Below are 17,257 nucleotides of genomic sequence, written 5' to 3' on the forward strand. Positions count from 1 at the left end.
ACAGGGCAGTGGCCACGGCCATTTACACCTGATCCCTAATTCCTGATCCCTGCGCATACCATGGCCAGACGCGACTACTACGAAACCCTCGGGGTGGCCCGGGGCGCCTCGCCGGAAGAGCTGAAATCCGCCTTCCGGCGCTTGGCGCGCCAGTACCACCCCGACGTGAACAAATCTCCGGACGCCGAAGAACGCTTTAAGGAGCTCAACGAGGCCTATGCAGTGCTGTCTGACGAGCAAAAACGGGCCGCCTACGACCGCTTCGGCCACGCCGGAGTGGACGGCATGGGCGGCATGCCGGACTTCACCAATGTGGATCTGGGCGACATCTTCGAGGAGCTGTTTGGCAGCGCATTCGGCCGCCGCTCGGCGCAGGCGCGCAACGCGCCGCGCCGCGGGGCCGACCTGCAATACAATCTGGCGCTGGAATTCGAAGAAGCCGTCTTTGGCGTAGAGAAGGAAATCGAGTTCCCGCGTGACGAGCCGTGCTCGCACTGCTCAGGCGAAGGGGCGGAGCCGGGCACCAGCAAGAGCAGCTGCGCCACCTGCGGCGGCCGCGGCGAAGTGCGCCAGAACCGCCAGACCTTCTTCGGCAACATGGTGCAGGTGACCACCTGCCCAGAGTGCCGCGGCAGCGGCGAGATCATCGCCACGCCCTGCCGTCAGTGCAGTGGGCGCGGCCTGGAACGCAAGATGATCAAGCGCAAGGTGGATATCCCCGGCGGAGTGGACAGCGGCACTCAGGTGCGCCTGAGCGCCGAGGGCCAGCCGGGCATCAACGGCGGCCCGCAGGGCGACCTGTACATTGCCATCCGCGTCAAGGACCACCAATACTTCCAGCGCCGCGAGAACGACATTCTGCTCGACCTGGACGTGAACATCGCCCAGGCCACGCTGGGCGCCGAAGTCGAAGTGCCCACCGTGGACGGGCCGGCGATCCTGAGCATCCCGGCCGGCGTGCAGCCGGGCAAGCTGCTGCGCATGCGCGGCAAAGGCGTGCCGCACCTGCGTGGCGGCGGGCGCGGCGACCAACTGGTGATGGTGGATGTGGCCATCCCCACCAAGCTGAGCGCCGAGCAGCGTGCGCTGTTTGAGCAGCTGGCCAGCACGATGGGCACCGAAGTGAAACCCAAGGAGAGCGGCGGCTGGTTGGAGAAGCTGCGCGAAGCCTTTGGCGGCTAGGGCTCAAAGCCTCCCAGGTTGGCCACCACTTCGGCCGGCTCTGGAGTTGCTGAAAGCAATGTGGCCCGACGCAGTGATGCTTGGGCCAGCGCGTAAAATGCGGTTAGAAAATACAGCCCGGCCCCCAGCAAGTAGACTGCCCGGATAGCGATCAGGTCCGCCAGCCCGGCCAGGAGCAGCCCAGCCACCATAAAGGCCAGGTTGGCCAGCATCTGGCGGGTGGCATACACCCGGCCCAGCACCTCGCCTTTGATCGTGGCCTGCAGCAGCGAATCCTGTGCCACATCGCGCAAGGCCATCGGCAGTCCGTAGAGCAGCATGACCAGCAAGGCCAGCCAAATATTGGCGGTCAGCGCGTAGATAACGGTCAAGAGCGCCATCAGCAGCGCATTGATGATGACCACCCAACCGGGTCGCTTTCCCAAACGGTTGGCAAAAGCCACTGCGATCGCGGCGCCAATGATATTGCTGCCGAAGTAGACCGCATTCTGATAGCCGAAGAATTCCTCGCCGACCTTCAAGCCTTCTATAGTAAAGGCCAGCATCAGCGCCGCCGTCCAAATCGCATGGGGCCAATGCTCCAGGAACTCCATGGTGATCAATGAGCGGGCCAGATCATGCTGGCGCAGATAGGCCAAACCGGAGCGGATCGAACGCCAGATCGGTTCAGCGTTTTTGCGAGCCTGCTTGGCGACCAGGCCGGGGGCAACCACGATGCGGCTGACCAACAGGGCGGCCAAGAGGAAGAGCACCAGATTGATGGCCACAATCGTCGATAAGCCAAATTGCAAGATCATGATCCCGCCCAAGCCATAGCCAAGCGCCATGACGGCATAATTCGTACTGTGGATCAAGCTGTTGGCATGGACAAGCGCGGCTTTATCCACCAGCGTGGGCAGCATGGAAAGCATGGCTGGCTTGTAAAAGGCGTCGGTGAGCGACAAACCTGCCACCACCATATACGCCAACCAAATATTCAGGACCTCGCCCATAAGCAGCGTAGAGATGCCCACCAGCAGCGCCTGCGCCAGGGCGACGCCGACCAGCATGATTTTACGCGGATAACGGTCCACCAGGGCGCCGGCCAGCTGCCCGACCAGCACATACGGCAGTGAAGTGGCCACCAAAACCCCAGCCGCTTGCAAGGTGGAACCGGTTTGTTCGAAGATCACAACCACAACACCGATCTTGTAAAGCTGAACGGCAAATGTCGAAGCGATCTGCGCCAACCAAAGAAAAACAAACGAACCTTTGCGTAACAGTGTTAAATACATTCCGAAAGAGCCTCACTGCAAGTGATCAGCGACAAAACCAAATCCCGATCTGGCCGCGAGTGGATGGTACCAGCAGACCGGGATGAGACGCTGCCTGAAAAATTGAAGGGCAACTATACGTTATACTGCGCGCGGTGAGCACCACTCCCACTTCCTGGCTGCGCATCTCGCTCGAAGTAGACCCCGAACTGGCTGAAGCCGTCTCCGAAGTGCTGGCTCGGCACCTGCCGGGCGGCGTCGCCATCGAGAGCACGGCTATCACTGCCAATGCCGAAGATGAGGGCCACCCCATCGGCCCGCTGCGCGTGCTGGGCTACATCCCACACGACGCTCATACCGAAGAAGTGCGTAGCCAGATCGAGCAAGGCCTGCGCTACCTGGCAATGATCCAGCCCCTGCCGGACCCAAGCTACGAGACCATCCACGAACAGAACTGGATGGAATCCTGGAAGCAGCACTACCACCCGCTGAGCATTGGAGAGCGCCTGGTGGTGCTGCCCGCCTGGGTAGAGATGGACACTGCCGGTCGCGTGGCGGTGCGCATCGAGCCGGGCATGGCCTTCGGCACCGGCGTGCACCCCACCACGCAGCTCAGCCTGGAGCTGCTGGAAGCGCACCTTCAGCCTGGCGATGCGCTGATCGATATTGGCTGCGGCTCGGCCATTCTGGCGATCGCCGGGGGCAAGCTGGGCGCCGCCCCAGTGCTGGCGGTGGACAACGACGCCAGCACCATGGACAATGCCCGCCACAATATCGCACTCAACAAAGCCGAGGTTGAATTAGGGGTGGGCTCCGTGGCCGAGGTGTTGGCCGGTCACTTCGGCCTGCAACAGGCCGAAGTGGTGGTGGCCAACATTCTGGCGCCGGTGCTGGTGCGCCTGCTGGACGCTGGGCTGCACAAGCTGCTCAAACCGGGCGGCGTGCTGGTGCTCTCTGGTATTCTGGCGGAGCAGGAACCTGACCTGCGCGCCGCCCTGGCGGCGGCCGGCCTGCAAATTACGGCCGAGCGCCGCAGCGGCGATTGGCTGGGGCTGGCCGCAAAAGTATAAGCAGTAGCGGCCCTTACGAAACCGCACCTACACGACTAAGAGCAAACGGTCAACTAGCGCTGCAGCCAGCGGTCCAGGCCGTCTGGCAGTTGGTAGCCCGCCAGCGCATCCAGTAACGCATCCGGCTCCGCAGACTGGAAGTACAAACGCTGGTGCTCCCAGAAGGTGAAGCCTTCTTTATTGGCGTGCTCCATGAAAACCAGCAAGTGGTCGAAATAGGCATAGGCGTTGAGAAAACCGATCGGCTTGGCATGCAAGCCGATCTGCGCCCAGGTGAGTGCCTCAAAGACCTCCTCCAGCGTGCCGAAGCCGCCGGGCATGGCCACAAAGGCATCTGAAAGCTCGATCATGCGCGCCTTGCGGGCGTGCATGCCGTCCACCAGCTCCAGGCGGGTCAGGCGCTGGTGGGCCAGCTCCGGCTTGTTGAAGTTGAGCGGCAGGATGCCGGTCACCTGGCCGCCCGCCTCCAGGGCTGCGTCAGCCACGGCGCCCATCAGGCCAGTGCTGCCGCCGCCGTAGACCAGTTCCAGCCCGCGGCCGGCGATGGTGCGGCCCATGGCGCGGGCGGCTTCAATATATTTGGGCGGCACTTCGTCCGAAGAACCACAATAGACACATACGGATTTCATTTCGTCTCTTCCTCTTCTTTGGCGATTTGTAATAATTTCTGATCCTCTGCGCTCAGCGCCATGCGCGCCAGCAGATCGGGCCGGCGCTGGGCGGTGCGCAGCAGCGCCTGGCCGCGGCGCCAGCGCTGGATGCGGGCGTGGTCGCCGGAGAGCAGCACCGGCGGCACGCCCCAGCCGCGGAATTCCGGCGGCCGCGTGTAGTGCGGGTGCTCCAGCAGCCCGGTGGCGTGCGAGTCGCTGGCGGCACCCTGCGGGTCGCCCAGCACGCCGGGCAGGCACCGCGCCACGGCGTCGATCAACGCCAGGGCCGGCAGCTCGCCGCCGGTGAGCACAAAATCGCCCAGCGAGATCTCATCGGTGGCCAAGTGCTGGCGCACGCGTTCGTCCACACCCTCGTAGCGCCCGCAGAGCAGCGCCAGCCGCGGCTGCCGGCTCAATTCTTGCGCTACAGCCTGGCTAAATGGCCGCCCTTGGGGAGTGAGCAGGATGACCGGCACCGCGGGCGCCAGGCCCAGCACGGCTTCCACGGCGGCGAAGAGCGGCTCGGGCTTCATCACCATGCCGCCGCCGCCGCCGTACGGCTCATCGTCGGTGACCTGGTGTTTGTCCGTGGCGTAGTCACGAATGTTGTGCAGAATTACCTGCAGCCGGTTGGCCTGGCGGGCCCGGCCCAAAATGCTGGTCCCCAGGTAGGTTTCAAACAATTCTGGGAACAAGGTGAATACATCGAATTGCATGCGCTCATTCTATCAGCGCCAAGACCTGCGGGTTTTTGATCAGCCCCGGTCACAATCTCATAAGGTTCTCATAGCCTTTTCTTGACGGGCAATTCCTGCGGCCAGTACAATCGCGGCATGTATCTTCGTGGCAGTCGCTGGCATATGCAGCGCCAACGTAAACAGCGCCGGGTGAATCCGGCGCTGATTGGGTTGGTGTTAATGCTGGCGGGGGCGGCCTGCTACTTCAACCAATATGTGGTGCCGGCCCTGCCCCTGCCCCAGGAACCCACGCTGATCCCCACGCAAGACCCTGAATCCTATGTGAGTGCGGCAGACGCCTATTTCAATGAAGGCAACCTGCTGCAATCGATTGCCTCCTACGAACAAGCCATCATGGCAGACCCGGCCAACCCGGCCGTTTACATCGCCCTGGCTCGCGTGCAAATGCTGGCCGGGCGGCCAGAGGCGGCCCAAACCAGCGTGAGCAACGCGCTGCTGCTCAGCCCGGACAACCCCACGGCCCTGTCCATTCTGGGCTGGGCCTTGAATGCGCTAGACAACGAACCCGGGGCGGAAAGCGCCCTGCGCCGCGCCCTGCAGCTGGACCCCAACCAGCCGCTGGCCCACGCATTCTACGCCGAGGTGCTGGCCGACCAACAGCTGTACGAACAGGCCGCCGAAGAGTCGCGCATCGCGGTGGAACTGGCCGGCGACCTGCTGGAAGTGCGCCGGGCGCGCGGCTACGTACTGGAACTGACCGGCAACTACCCTGAAGCCGCCTTCCAATATGAAGCCGCGCTGCAGATCAACGACCGGATTGCCGGCCTGCACCTTTCTCTGGGACGCGTGTACCGCGCCATGGAACGCTACGAAGACGCCATCAACCAGTTCGTCGTGGCTGACTCGCTCAACCCGAACGACCCCCTGCCCAACACCTACACCGGGCTGATCTACATCACCACCGGCGAATTCGGCAAGGCCGTGCAAGCCATGCTGCAAGCCGCATCCGAAGAGCCATCCAACCCCTACCGGCATGCCAACCTGGGGGTGGCCTATTACCGTAACCGCCAGTCCGAAGAAGCCTTGCAAGCGCTGGAGCTGGCGCTGCGCGGCGGCACGGACGACAAGGGCAATGTGGTGCCCGGCCTGGCGTTGGATGCGCCCGATGTGGTCTCGTATTACTACATCTACGGACTGCTGCTGGCCCGCGCCCAGCGCTGTTCTGAGGCACTGCCGGTCTCCCAAGCGCTGATCGCCGCTGTGCCAGACAATCAGGTGGCGGTGGACAACGCCAATGAGATGGTGCGCATCTGCGAAGAAGGCGCCAGCCTGCCAACCGTCACACCACTGGCCGACCTGGCTGCACGCGCCGGGGGGTCTTAGCCATGCGCGTCCGCCAACGCCAGAATCTGTTCCACTCCCCCGGGCCGCGCTCCAACCCATACCGCATGATGTTTTGGGCCGGGCTGATCATGGCCGGGCTGTTCATGCTGCAGGGTTTGAACACTGGTCGCTACCAGCCGCTGTTCGTGCCCACTCCCACGGCTACCCGCAGCGCCGCCTCTTATCGTGAAGAAGGCAGCGCCTTCTTTAATGCGGGCAACTTAGACAGCGCCATCCAGGCCTATCAGGACGCCTTGACCGAGAACCCGCAAGACTATTTGGGCTGGACGGAACTGGCCCGCATCCAGGCCTACTCCTCGGCCCTGCTGACCCAGGACCGCCGGCGTGAGCGCTTGGCGGAGGCCCTGCAAAGCATTGACCGCGCCGTGGAAATTGCGCCGGAATACAGCACCGGCCATGCGGTGCGGGCCTTTGTGCTCAACTGGAGCGCAGGGGCCGCCGGCAACGCGGCTGACTACCAGGCCTTCATCGCCCAGGCCAGCATCGAGGCGGTGCTGGCCCTGCAACTGGACAGCCGGGATGTGCTGGCGCTGGCCTACCAAGCCGAGATCTTCGTAGACCAGCAGCAATACGACCAGGCCTTCCAATATGCGGAACGGGCTCTCTCGCTGGACTCGCGCTCCTTCGACACCCTGCGGGTCAGCGGCTATGTGCGCGAGGCCAGCGGCAATTACGCCGGGGCGATCGAACGCTACCAGCAAGCAGTGGAAGTGGCCCCCAACCAAACCTTCGTCTACATCCGCATCGGGCAGAACTACCGTGAACTGAGCCTCTACGACCAGGCGCTGGACTACTTCGACCGGGCCGCCACGATCAACGCCGCCCTGGGCATCAGCGACCCGTTGCCCTACATCGCCATCGCCAAGACCTATTCGCGCATGGGCGAATTCTTCGCCGCGGCGCTGAACGCTGAGCGCGCCATTGACCTGGACCCCACCAATGCCGATTGGTACGGGCAGCTGGGCATCATCTATTTCCGCTCGCGCAACTACGAAAGCTCCATCCCGGTGTTGGGCTGCGCGGTGAACGGCTGTTCGGACGTGCAAAACAGCCTGGACAGTTTGGGCCGCTGGACGAATTCTGTGCAGGGCATGCCGCTGGATGACAACACCCTGGTCTACTATTACACCTATGGCTCGGTGCTGGCTGCCCTGCAGGACTGCCCCACCGCCATGCCGATCCTGGACGAGCTGCGCGAGACTTATGCGGGCGACTCGATCGTGATGGGCATTGTGCAGCAAAACTACGCCATCTGCGGCCAGCCTCTGGCCGGCGGCTAAGCTCCGTCAGAATTTTGTAAGAAAATCCCGGGGGCCTTGACCTGCGCTTGACGCCTTACCCAAAAATGGTATGATTGCCGCAATTAGCACTCTTTCGACATGAGTGCTAATGTTGCGTAAGCACACAAATCCATATCACATAGAGCAAACCGCTCAACTTTAGGAGGCATTGCATGGCTAGTACCCTCAAACCGCTCGCGGACCGCGTGTTGGTGGAGCCGATCGAGGACGAAGAGGTCACCGCGGGTGGCATCGTCCTGCCGGAGACCGCCAAAGAGAAGCCGCAGCGCGGCAAGATCTTGGCCGCTGGCCCCGGTGGCCGCGACGAAAATGGCAAGCCGGTCGAAATGGAAGTGGCCGTGGGCCAGACCGTGTTGTTCGCCAAGTATGCGGGCACCGAGATCAAGGTCGATGGCAAGAAGCTGTTGATCTTGCGCCAATCCGACGTCTTGGCCGTTGTCGAAGGCTAAAAAAAAGCACTTATATCTTTCCCAAGGAGACACTAATCTATGGCAAAACAACTCGCCTTTTCTGAGGAAGCTCGCCGCCACTTGCTGGCCGGCGTGAACGCGGTGGCTGAGGCTGTGGTCACCACGTTAGGACCCAAGGGCCGCAACGTGGCCCTGGACCGCAAGTTCGGCGCCCCCACCATCACCCATGATGGTGTGACGGTGGCCAAGGAAGTGGAGCTGGAGAACCCGTTCGAGAACATGGGCGCCCAGCTGCTGAAGGAAGCCGCTTCCAAGACCAACGACATTGCCGGCGACGGCACCACCACCAGCACCCTGCTGGCGCATGCCATCGTGACTGACGGCATGAAGAACCTGGCGGCCGGCGCCAACCCGATGATGCTCAAGCGCGGCATTGAAGCGGCCACCCGCGCCGTTTCCGAAGAGATCAAGAAGCAAGCCATCAAGATCGAGAACAAAGAAGGCATTGCCAACGTCGCCTCCGTGTCCGCCCAGGACCGCGAGATCGGCAACTTGATCGCTGAAGTCTTTGACAAGGTCGGCAACGACGGCGTTATCACTGTGGAAGACTCCCAGGGTCTGCAGTTCGAAACCGAATACGTCGAAGGTATGCAGTTCGACCGCGGCTACCTCTCCGCTTACTTCGTGACCAACCCGGAGAACATGGAAGCCATCATCGAAGACGCCAATGTGCTGATCTACGATAAAAAGATCTCCGCCGCCCAGGACATGGTGCCGCTGCTGGAGAAGCTGGTGCAGACCGGCAAGCGCAACCTGCTGATCATCGCCGAGGATGTGGACGGCGAAGCGCTGGCCACTCTGGTGCTGAACAAGCTGCGCGGCATGCTAAACGTGCTGGCGGTCAAGGCCCCTGGCTTTGGCGACCGCCGCAAGGCCATGCTGCAGGACATCGCCATCTTGACCGGCGCCACCGTGATCTCGGAGGAAGTCGGCCGCAAGCTGGAAACCGCCACCATCGAGGATCTGGGTAAGGCCGAGAAGGTCGTCTCCGACAAGGACAACACCACCATCGTCGGCGGCAAGGGCGACCCCAAGCGCATCGCCGCCCGCGTGGAAGAGATCCGCGTGGAGAAGGACAACAGCACCAGCGACTACGACAAAGAGAAGCTGGACGAGCGCCTGGCCAAGCTGGCCGGCGGTGTGGCCATCATCCGTGTTGGCGCCGCCACCGAGACCGAGCTGAAGGAAAAGAAGCACCGTGTGGAAGACGCGGTATCCGCCACCCGCGCCGCTTTGGAAGAAGGCATTGTGCCCGGCGGCGGCGTGGCTCTGTTGAACGCCCGCGCCGTGCTGGACAAGGTGAAGGTAGACGATGAGGACTCCAAGATCGGCGTGCAGATCGTGCGCCGCGCCCTGGAGCAGCCCATGCGCCGCATCTCCCAGAACGCCGGCCAGGACGGCTCGGTGATCGTCGATGGCGTACTGCGTGAGCAGGAAGCCAAGAAGAGCAAGAGCATCGGCTACGATGTGATGGAAGAGACCTTCGTGGACATGGTTGCCAAGGGCTGGATCGACCCGGCCAAGGTGACGCGTGGCGCGCTGGAGAATGCCGCTTCCATCGCGGCCATGATCTTGACCACTGAGGCCCTGATCACCGACAAGCCCGAGGAGCACCCGGCCCCCGCCCCTGGCGGCGGCCACATGCCGGAATACTAAACCAACAGCTTCGCCGTTGGTTTTGGCAAAAGCTTCGCTTTTGCCGCAGCCCGATTATCAAAAAAGCCTCGCGAATGCGGGGCTTTTTTTTCTTCGGCCAACAGTTTGGGATTATACTGCCGCCTGTAAATGAAAATTCAACGACATCTGCTGTTTGCAATTCTTGCAGTTTCCCTCATCAGCCTGGCAGTAGCACTGAGCTCTGCCTCAGCCGCGCCTCTGTTTGCGCCAGTGCGACTAAACTTGGATTCCAGCGGCAATGTGGGCAACAATCCCTGGTTGGCGCTGGACGCCTACCAACGGCCGGTAATCGCATACACAGATACGACTGGCACGGCTCTCAAGCTGGTCTACTGCGATAACCCGGTGTGCAGCTCCCGGACCATCAACGTAGTGGATGATACGGGCACAGGCAATAGTGCTGTATTACAGCTCAACGCCGAAGGTTTGCCCGTGATCAGCTATCACCGCGGCGGCAGGATGTATATTGCCTTTTGTAGCACGCCAACTTGCGAGCCAGGCAGCGTGACAGTGAAGGCACTACACGACCTTGCCGGCGCCAACAGCATTCGACTATCCATGCTGTTGGATGCAGACGATAGACCCATTAGCGCTTACACGTATTCGGGCGGCGGGGTTGCCGGCTTGTGGGTGGCCTATTGCAATGATTCTGAATGCGATTCCATAACCCGCACGCGCGTAGTGGAGGGAGGGGGAACTAATTACACCTCAATGAAGCTCAACTCCATTGGCAACCCAGTAATTGCCTACAACACAACAACAGGGGCGCGTCTGCTCACCTGCACCGCGCCTGATTGCAGCACAGCTGATACCCCCGTGGTGTTGCATTCTAGTAGCCAGACCAGGTACATCTCCCTGGAACTGGATGCAGCCGGCATACCGCGGGTGGTCTTCTTTGACAATCAAAGTCCGTCGACGAGTATCCGAATGGTGCGCTGCAACGATATTGCTTGCTCTTCTCTAGCCACCACGGTCAACTTCGCTGGTACCGCCACGACGTCTTACACGTCGCTGGTCTTTAATAGCAGCGGTCACTCAGTGTTTACCTCTTCGGAAACTTCTGGCGGCAATCCCGGCTTGAGGATTACACGTTGTACAAATACCACCTGCAGCCCCGTCCCTACTGCCAGCTCGCTGCATGACAATATAGGCTCCCTTGGCAACAGTCTTCAGTTGGACTGTGCTGGCAACCCCGTGGTGGCTTACTACAACCTCACCGCCGAGGATCTTCGGTTGTATGTTGACAACGCCAGCGCCTGCGCCGCCACCCCTGTGCCTGCGTTCAGAGGCACGCCTGAGGCCACCGGCCCGCTGGAGTTTAGCGGGGCCGCGGGTAGTAGCCCTCAGATCAGCATCGATATCCATAACATCGTCCACGCTACCCAGCTGGATGTTGACCTTGTGAGCATCAGCGGTGGCTACAGCATCGTCTCCGGCCTGCCCATCGATGACCTGGCCGCCAGCGACCCGGCCGCCACCATCACCGTGCAATGTGATAGCGCCCCACAGGCTCTCGGCACGCTCGTTTTGGCCACCAACGACCCGGTGGTGCCCACTGTGACCTACGACCTCACTTGCACGGCGCTCGTGCCCGAGTTCAACGGCTCCCCCACTGCGCCCGGCCCACTGGCCTTTGTTGACATAGCGGCCGCCACCCCTCAACTCACTGTTCAAGTGACCAACACAGGGGATACCGGTTCCCAACTGGATGTCAGCCTGGCGAGCATTACCACCCCCGGCTACAGCATCGTTTCCGGCTTGCCAATAGACGACCTGACCACGATTGGAGGCTCGGCGACCATCACCGTGCAATGCGATAGTGTGCCGCAATCGTCGGGCACGCTGGTGCTCAGCACCAACGACCCGGCCAACCCCACCGTGACCTACAACCTGACCTGTACCGCTCCTGCATCGGGCGGCGACTCTGGCTCGTCGTCCGACGGTGTCGGCGCCGTTTCTTCCGCCAGCAAGCCCATAGCCCCTAGTGGGGTCACCACCCTGCAGCTGGGCCGTCTGCTCGTCTCGCTGCCGGCCTCCGCCATTCCGCCCGGCCAGACCGGCTGTGAGATCGCCGTCAAAGAACAGGGCAGTTCCGGCGAATATGGCTTCTCGCTGGACGATCTGGTCTACGACGTCAAAGTCTTCTGCGACAGCGGCGAACTCAACATCTTCCTGGACGCGCTGACCGTCTGCATCCGCCCCTCAGATGGCGTGCCGGGCGACAAGAACGTCTACCACCGCCATGCGGGCCAGGACTTCCGGGCCATCAATGGTGGCTCCGGGCCTGCAGGCTACGTCTGCGGGCAAACCCGCACGCTCTCGCTGTTCACCCTCGGCCAATTGGCCCTGCCCGCCACCGGCTTCGCGCCGGGCGTGGTCACCGACTTGGGCGCGCCTTCTGTAGCCTACGCCGCGTCTGACTTGACCCTGAGCATCCCCAAGCTGGGCCTCAACCCGGACATCCTCGGCGTGCCGCAAGGACCCAACGGCTGGGATGTAAGCTGGCTTTCATCGGGGCAAGCCGGTTATCTCTACGGCACGGCCTTCCCCACCTGGGCAGGCAACTCGGTTTTGACCGCCCATGTCTGGAACGCCGACAATACGCCGGGGCCGTTCCATGCTCTCAAGACCCTCCAGCACGGCGACCGCTTCACCATAGCCTATGGTGGCAACACCTATACTTACGAGGTGCGCAGTAATCAGCTAGTGCTGCCCAGTAGCCAGCGCCCGCTGGCGGAGAGCGAGTACAGCCAAATCACCCTGGTCACCTGCGAGAGTTTCGACCCCGCCACCGGCGACTACCGCTACCGCCGCGCCGTGCAGGCCGTACTGGTGGACGTGTACTAGCATTTGTTTACTGCGGCATTGTCAGTTGGCGTACAAGGCGTTTGACGTAGGCATCAAATTCCTTATACTTACCGAAACTGGATGCACGTCATTTCAGCACCGTCTCGCTCCGCTTGTTTCACATTGCTTGCCGTCTTCACGCTGGTGGTCGCCGCCTGCGGTGGCGGCAGCAGCAACATCAGCGAAGACGATATTCTCGCCACCCACACCGCGCTGCGGACCGAGCAGGCGGCTGGCTGGAATATCACCCCAACGCCACTTCCCACGGCTGTGCCCACCGCTGGCACCGCAGCCACCGCGCTAGCTCCCTGGCTAGATGTGTTGCAGGCGGTGGATAGCCCCCGCAGCGTCGGCCGCTACAGCTCGTTGGCGCTGGATGCGGCGGGCAACCCGGTCATTAGCTACTACGATGCCTCCAATATGGATCTCAAGCTGGCCTACTGCCGGGATGCAAACTGCAGCTCCGCCGTGCTCAGCACCGTGGCCAGCAGCGGCAGGGTGGGCGAATACACCTCGCTGGTGTTGGATGCAACCGGCAAGCCGGTTATCAGCTATTACGACGATGCCGAACGAGACCTCAAGTTGGCGCATTGCAACGACCCTAACTGCGTGACGGCTGTGCTCAACACCGTGGATAGCGAAGGGGAAGTGGGCCAGCACACTTCGCTGGCGCTGGACGCAGCTGGCAACCCGGTCATCAGCTACTATGACGGCACAAACTACGCGCTCAAACTGGCCCATTGCACAGACCCAGTATGCAGCTCGGTGATCATCACTGTCGTTGATGGTGAGGCCAGGGTGGGTGAATACAGCTCGCTGGCCCTGGATGCAGCGGGCAACCCAGTGATCAGCTACCATGACTCAAGCAATCAGGATCTGAAGTTGGCGCGTTGCCATGACCCCAACTGCGTCTCGGCTACCCTTAGTATCCTGGACGGCGAGGCGGTTATCACTGGCGCCTTCGGCCGTTACAGCTCGCTGGTGCTGGACGCGGTGGGCAACCCGGTGGTGAGCTATTACGATGATGTCTTGGACGACCTGAAGCTGGCTCGTTGCCGCCAACCCAATTGTGCTACCGTGGACATTATTGTGGTGGACAGCGAAGGCGAAGTGGGCTGGTTCACTTCGCTGGCCTTGGACGCGACGGGTAACCCGGTGATCAGCTATTACGACCGGACAAATCTCTCACTGAAGCTGGCCCAGTGCCATGACCCCAACTGCGCCAGTGCAGATATCGCCACTGTGGACGATGATGGCGACGTAGGATGGCACACTTCGTTGGCGCTGGATTGCGCTGGCAGCCCGGTGATTGCCTACTACGACTTCGCCAATCAATCGCTAAAAGTGGCCAGCTTCAGTGGCTCGCCAGACTGCCAGCCCTAAATCCCTGCCCCATCCTCAGCCCTGCCTCTGGCGCATGACCTCGAAGGCCAGCGCCGCAGTGGACGAAGTCACATCCAGCTCACCCGCAAAGCCGCGCCCGTAAGGGATCGTGATCTGCAGGTCGCACAGGGCTTGCGCCGCGGCGCCTAGCCCGCGGCGCTCGCCGCCGATCAGCAGGAACAGCGGCCCGCGCAGGTCGGCCGCGTACAGGGGCGTGGCCGTGCGCGCCTTGGCCGTGGCCGCCACCAGGCAGCCTTGCGCCTTGAAATGCTGGATGGCGGTTTCCGGCGCCGCCTGCGCGGTAGGCATGTACTCCGTGGCCCCGGCCGACGCGCGTGCCACTACGTTCAGCGCCGTGTCCCAGTTGCGCTGCGGCACCACCAGGCCGTCGGCCCCGGCGGCGTACAGGGCGCGCACCGCCTGGCCGTAGTTGTAGGGGTCTTCCACGCCGTACAACATGGCGAAAAAGCCCTGCGGTGCGGCAGCGGTCAGCTCCTCCAAGGTCTGGAAGCTGCGCTCGCCCGCCTGGGCCAGCACACCGCCGTGGCTGCGCCCCTGCGCCAGCGCATCCAGCTGCTCGGCGGGGATGGACTGTACTTGCAGACCGCGCTGGCGTGCGGCGGCCGTGATCTGCCCAGCCTGGCGCACCGGTTTGCCGGCTTGCAGGTAGACCGCCTGCACCGGGCGGCGGCCGGCCTGCAGCGCGGCCAGCACGGAGACCCAGCCTTCCAAAATCTGCGGCGTACTCATATTCGGCAGTATACTCTTGCCTAGCTACATGATGCCTGACCAAGTCTCTTTCACTGTTGCCAACACGCATGAACAATTGCAAGCGCTCAGCCAGGAGCTGAGCCGGGAAGCTCTGATCGGCGTCGATAGCGAGGCCAACAGCCTGCACGCCTACCGCGAGCGGCTGTGCCTGCTGCAATTCTCCACCCCCACCCAAGACGCCGTAGTGGACCCGCTGCTGCTGCCAGATCTGTCCAGCCTGGCTTCGGTCTTCTCCAATCCACAGATCGAAAAGATCTTTCACGCCGCGGAATACGACCTGATCGTGCTATACCGCGATCTGGGCTTCACGCTCAGCAACCTGTTCGACACGATGGTGGCGGCCCGCATTTTGGGGCGCAAAAAGGTGGGCCTGGGCAATTTGCTGGAAGAAGAATTCGGCATTCACTTGGAAAAGCGCTTCCAGCGCGCCGACTGGGGCCAGCGGCCCCTGCGGCCTGAGATGCTGGAATATGCCCGCATGGACACCCACCACCTGATCGAGCTGCGCCACAAGCTGAAAGACGAGTTACAGGCCCGCGAGCGCTGGGAGATCGCCCGTGAGGACTTTGCCCGCCAGCCGAGCCTGATCCCCACCCTGGCCGAGCCGCCCCAACAGGACATCTGGCGCATCAAAGGCGCCCGGGACCTGACGCCGCGCCAGGCGGCCATCCTGCAAGAGCTGGCCGTCTACCGGGAGAGCCGGGCGGCCCAGGCCGACCAGCCGCTGTTCAAGATCATCAGCGACACAACGCTGAGCGCCATTGCCGCCAGCCAACCGCAAAGCGCGAAGGATCTGGAGAGCCTGGAGGGCATGACGCCCGGCCAGGTGCGCCGGCACGCCAAGGGACTGCTGGCGGCGGTGCGCAGGGGCGAGCAAAGCCCGCCGCTGCGCCGGCCGCGGCGGGAGCCGTATGACGAAGCCTATGTGGAACGCCTGGACAAGCTGCGCGCCTGGCGTAAAGCAGCCGCCCTGGAGATGGATGTCGAATCGGACGTGGTGCTGCCCAAGGACCTGATGCAGGCGGTGGCCAAAGCCAACCCCAACTCGCCCGAGGCCCTGGCAGGGCTGCTGAGCCAGGTGCCCTGGCGCCTGGCGCGCTTTGGGGCAGAGATTCTCTCCGCGCTGAAACCCAGCTAAAGGAGCTTCATGCAGCTACATTTCCTCGGCGCTGCCCAAACGGTTACCGGTTCCCAGCACCTGCTCGAAGTCAACGGCCATCAAATCCTGCTGGACTGCGGCCTGTATCAAGGCCCGCGCAAAGAGTCGATCGAACGCAACAAAACCTTTCGCTTTGAGCCCGGCAAACTCTCGGCCGTGCTGCTCTCGCATGCGCACATTGACCACAGCGGTAACCTGCCCAACCTGGTGAAGAGCGGCTACGCCGGGCCAATCTATGCACAGCGCGCCTCGGCCCACCTGAGCCGGTTGATGCTGGAAGACTCCGCCCGCATCCAGGAAAGTGACGCCATGCACCTCAACCGGCGTTTGGCCAAGCGCGGCCAGCCGCTGGTGGAGCCGCTGTACACCACGGATGACGTGGCCCGCACCAACGTCCAGTTCCGCGAGCGGGATTACGACAAGGCCTTTGAAGTTGCCCCCGGCGTCCAGGTCACCTTCGTGGAAGCGGGGCATATCCTCGGCTCCACCGCCATCGTGTTGGACATTGACGAGGGCGGCGGCCGCCAGCAGCGCCTGTGGTTCTCCGGGGATATTGGCCGCCCCGAGCTGCCGCTGCTGCGCGACCCGGTGCTGCCCAAGGCGCCCGACAATATCCTGATGGAATGCACCTACGGCGACCGCCCGCACCCCTCCCCAGCGCAGGCCTACGAAGGTTTGCAAGAAGCCGTCAACGAAACCCTGGCGCGCGGCGGCAAGGTGCTGATCCCCGCCTTCGCCGTGGGGCGCACCCAGGAACTGGTCTTCAACCTGAACCGCATGATGAGCGCCGGGGATATCCCGCGCGTGCCGGTGTACGTGGACAGCCCGTTGGCGGTGAATGTCACCGATGTATTCCGCGCCCATCTGGAATGCTTCGACCAGGAGACCATAGAATTCATCGAGTCCGGCAAAGATCGCCAGGCCCTGGGCTTCGAAATGCTGACCTATATCCGCAGCGTGGATGAATCCAAGGACCTCAATGAGCGCAAAGACCCGATGATCATCATCTCCGCCTCGGGGATGATGGAAGCCGGGCGCATTCTGCACCACCTGGAGCACAATGTGGATGATGAGCGCAGCGTGGTGCTGATCGTCTCCTGGATGGCGCCGCATACGCTGGGCCGCCGCCTGCTGGAAGGCGAGGAGCAGATCAAGATCTTCGGCGAAGTCTTTGAACGCAAGATCCGCGTGGCGCGCGTGCAGGGTTTCTCTGCCCATGCCGGGCAGGAAGGCCTGCGCGAGTATGTGCGCGCCGCCGACGGCCGTCCGCGCAACATCTTCCTGGTGCATGGCGAAGCCGGGCCGGCCGCCGCGCTAAGCGAACTGCTGGCCGCAGATGGCGCCGCCAACGTGCACTACCCCGAGTGGGGCAGCCGGGTGGAGTTGTAGAAG

Annotated in this window: 14 protein-coding genes; 10 read left to right on the forward strand and 4 right to left on the reverse strand. The window is 62.6% G+C overall.

The features are described 5' to 3' along the window. Positions 1–60 precede the first annotated feature (60 nt). A complete protein-coding gene (gene dnaJ / locus KF885_02015; protein MBX3047932.1) occupies positions 61–1,182 on the forward strand; it encodes a molecular chaperone DnaJ in 1,122 nt (373 codons plus the stop codon). Here dnaJ and KF885_02020 read toward each other — a convergent pair. Beyond that, positions 1,179–2,456 carry an MFS transporter gene (locus KF885_02020; GenBank protein MBX3047933.1) on the reverse strand — a complete coding sequence of 426 codons (1,278 nt, stop codon included), beginning with the start codon at positions 2,454–2,456 and terminating at the stop codon, positions 1,179–1,181. The two genes, dnaJ and KF885_02020, sit on opposite strands and share 4 nt — an antisense overlap. A 134-nt stretch (positions 2,457–2,590) precedes the next feature. Here KF885_02020 and prmA point away from each other — a divergent pair, with 134 nt between their 5' ends. Then, a complete protein-coding gene (gene prmA / locus KF885_02025; GenBank protein MBX3047934.1) occupies positions 2,591–3,505 on the forward strand; it encodes a 50S ribosomal protein L11 methyltransferase in 915 nt (304 codons plus the stop codon). A gap of 53 nt (positions 3,506–3,558) precedes the next feature. Here the strand turns inward: prmA and KF885_02030 are convergent, their stop codons facing one another. Together KF885_02030 and trmD are read right to left on the reverse strand one after the other, a co-directional pair. Beyond that, positions 3,559–4,134, reverse strand: a complete 576-nt coding sequence (locus tag KF885_02030) for a TIGR00730 family Rossman fold protein (protein MBX3047935.1) — start codon at positions 4,132–4,134, stop codon at positions 3,559–3,561. Beyond that, the gene (gene trmD / locus KF885_02035) at positions 4,131–4,871 is read right to left on the reverse strand and encodes a tRNA (guanosine(37)-N1)-methyltransferase TrmD (GenBank protein MBX3047936.1); all 741 of its coding nucleotides are present in this window, start codon (positions 4,869–4,871) and stop codon (positions 4,131–4,133) included. Before trmD ends, KF885_02030 begins: the two co-directional genes overlap by 4 nt. Positions 4,872–4,988: 117 nt before the next feature. Between trmD and KF885_02040 the strand changes: the two genes are divergently transcribed. From KF885_02040 to KF885_02065, 6 genes are all read left to right on the forward strand, one after another. Next, on the forward strand, positions 4,989–6,236 hold the full coding sequence (locus KF885_02040; protein ID MBX3047937.1) for a tetratricopeptide repeat protein: 1,248 nt from the start codon (positions 4,989–4,991) through the stop codon (positions 6,234–6,236). A 2-nt stretch (positions 6,237–6,238) separates the two neighbouring features. Further along, complete coding sequence (locus tag KF885_02045; protein ID MBX3047938.1) at positions 6,239–7,537, forward strand: tetratricopeptide repeat protein; 1,299 nt, start codon at positions 6,239–6,241, stop codon at positions 7,535–7,537. A 173-nt stretch (positions 7,538–7,710) separates the two neighbouring features. Next, positions 7,711–8,007, forward strand: coding sequence for a co-chaperone GroES (groES, locus tag KF885_02050; protein ID MBX3047939.1), 297 nt, complete (start codon positions 7,711–7,713; stop codon positions 8,005–8,007). A gap of 39 nt (positions 8,008–8,046) precedes the next feature. After that, complete coding sequence (groL, locus tag KF885_02055) at positions 8,047–9,684, forward strand: chaperonin GroEL (protein ID MBX3047940.1); 1,638 nt, start codon at positions 8,047–8,049, stop codon at positions 9,682–9,684. A gap of 1,194 nt (positions 9,685–10,878) precedes the next feature. Beyond that, the gene (locus tag KF885_02060; protein ID MBX3047941.1) at positions 10,879–12,552 is read left to right on the forward strand and encodes a class F sortase; all 1,674 of its coding nucleotides are present in this window, start codon (positions 10,879–10,881) and stop codon (positions 12,550–12,552) included. Between the two features lie 81 nt (positions 12,553–12,633). Continuing rightward, the gene (locus KF885_02065) at positions 12,634–13,935 is read left to right on the forward strand and encodes a hypothetical protein (GenBank protein ID MBX3047942.1); all 1,302 of its coding nucleotides are present in this window, start codon (positions 12,634–12,636) and stop codon (positions 13,933–13,935) included. Between the two features lie 15 nt (positions 13,936–13,950). Here the strand turns inward: KF885_02065 and KF885_02070 are convergent, their stop codons facing one another. Further along, a complete protein-coding gene (locus KF885_02070; GenBank protein ID MBX3047943.1) occupies positions 13,951–14,685 on the reverse strand; it encodes an RNA methyltransferase in 735 nt (244 codons plus the stop codon). A 28-nt stretch (positions 14,686–14,713) separates the two neighbouring features. Here KF885_02070 and KF885_02075 point away from each other — a divergent pair, with 28 nt between their 5' ends. After that, positions 14,714–15,844, forward strand: coding sequence for an HRDC domain-containing protein (locus KF885_02075; GenBank protein ID MBX3047944.1), 1,131 nt, complete (start codon positions 14,714–14,716; stop codon positions 15,842–15,844). Positions 15,845–15,853: 9 nt separating this feature from the next. Then, on the forward strand, positions 15,854–17,254 hold the full coding sequence (locus tag KF885_02080; GenBank protein MBX3047945.1) for an MBL fold metallo-hydrolase: 1,401 nt from the start codon (positions 15,854–15,856) through the stop codon (positions 17,252–17,254). The last annotated feature ends 3 nt before the right edge of the window (positions 17,255–17,257 follow it).

The organism is Anaerolineales bacterium, assembly GCA_019637805.1.
In the GTDB taxonomy this organism is placed as follows: Bacteria; Chloroflexota; Anaerolineae; order Anaerolineales; family UBA11579; genus JAMCZK01.

What these genes read in the sequence shown, in the direction of transcription:
- dnaJ (MBX3047932.1), top strand. Translation starts at nt 61, where the DNA reads ATGGCCAGACGCGACTACTACGAAACCCTCGGGGTGGCCCGGGGCGCC.
- KF885_02020 (MBX3047933.1), bottom strand. Translation starts at nt 2,456, where the DNA reads ATGTATTTAACACTGTTACGCAAAGGTTCGTTTGTTTTTCTTTGGTTG.
- KF885_02030 (MBX3047935.1), bottom strand. Translation starts at nt 4,134, where the DNA reads ATGAAATCCGTATGTGTCTATTGTGGTTCTTCGGACGAAGTGCCGCCC.
- trmD (MBX3047936.1), bottom strand. Translation starts at nt 4,871, where the DNA reads ATGCAATTCGATGTATTCACCTTGTTCCCAGAATTGTTTGAAACCTAC.
- KF885_02040 (MBX3047937.1), top strand. Translation starts at nt 4,989, where the DNA reads ATGTATCTTCGTGGCAGTCGCTGGCATATGCAGCGCCAACGTAAACAG.
- KF885_02045 (MBX3047938.1), top strand. Translation starts at nt 6,239, where the DNA reads ATGCGCGTCCGCCAACGCCAGAATCTGTTCCACTCCCCCGGGCCGCGC.
- groES (MBX3047939.1), top strand. Translation starts at nt 7,711, where the DNA reads ATGGCTAGTACCCTCAAACCGCTCGCGGACCGCGTGTTGGTGGAGCCG.
- groL (MBX3047940.1), top strand. Translation starts at nt 8,047, where the DNA reads ATGGCAAAACAACTCGCCTTTTCTGAGGAAGCTCGCCGCCACTTGCTG.
- KF885_02065 (MBX3047942.1), top strand. Translation starts at nt 12,634, where the DNA reads ATGCACGTCATTTCAGCACCGTCTCGCTCCGCTTGTTTCACATTGCTT.
- KF885_02070 (MBX3047943.1), bottom strand. Translation starts at nt 14,685, where the DNA reads ATGAGTACGCCGCAGATTTTGGAAGGCTGGGTCTCCGTGCTGGCCGCG.
- KF885_02075 (MBX3047944.1), top strand. Translation starts at nt 14,714, where the DNA reads ATGATGCCTGACCAAGTCTCTTTCACTGTTGCCAACACGCATGAACAA.
- KF885_02080 (MBX3047945.1), top strand. Translation starts at nt 15,854, where the DNA reads ATGCAGCTACATTTCCTCGGCGCTGCCCAAACGGTTACCGGTTCCCAG.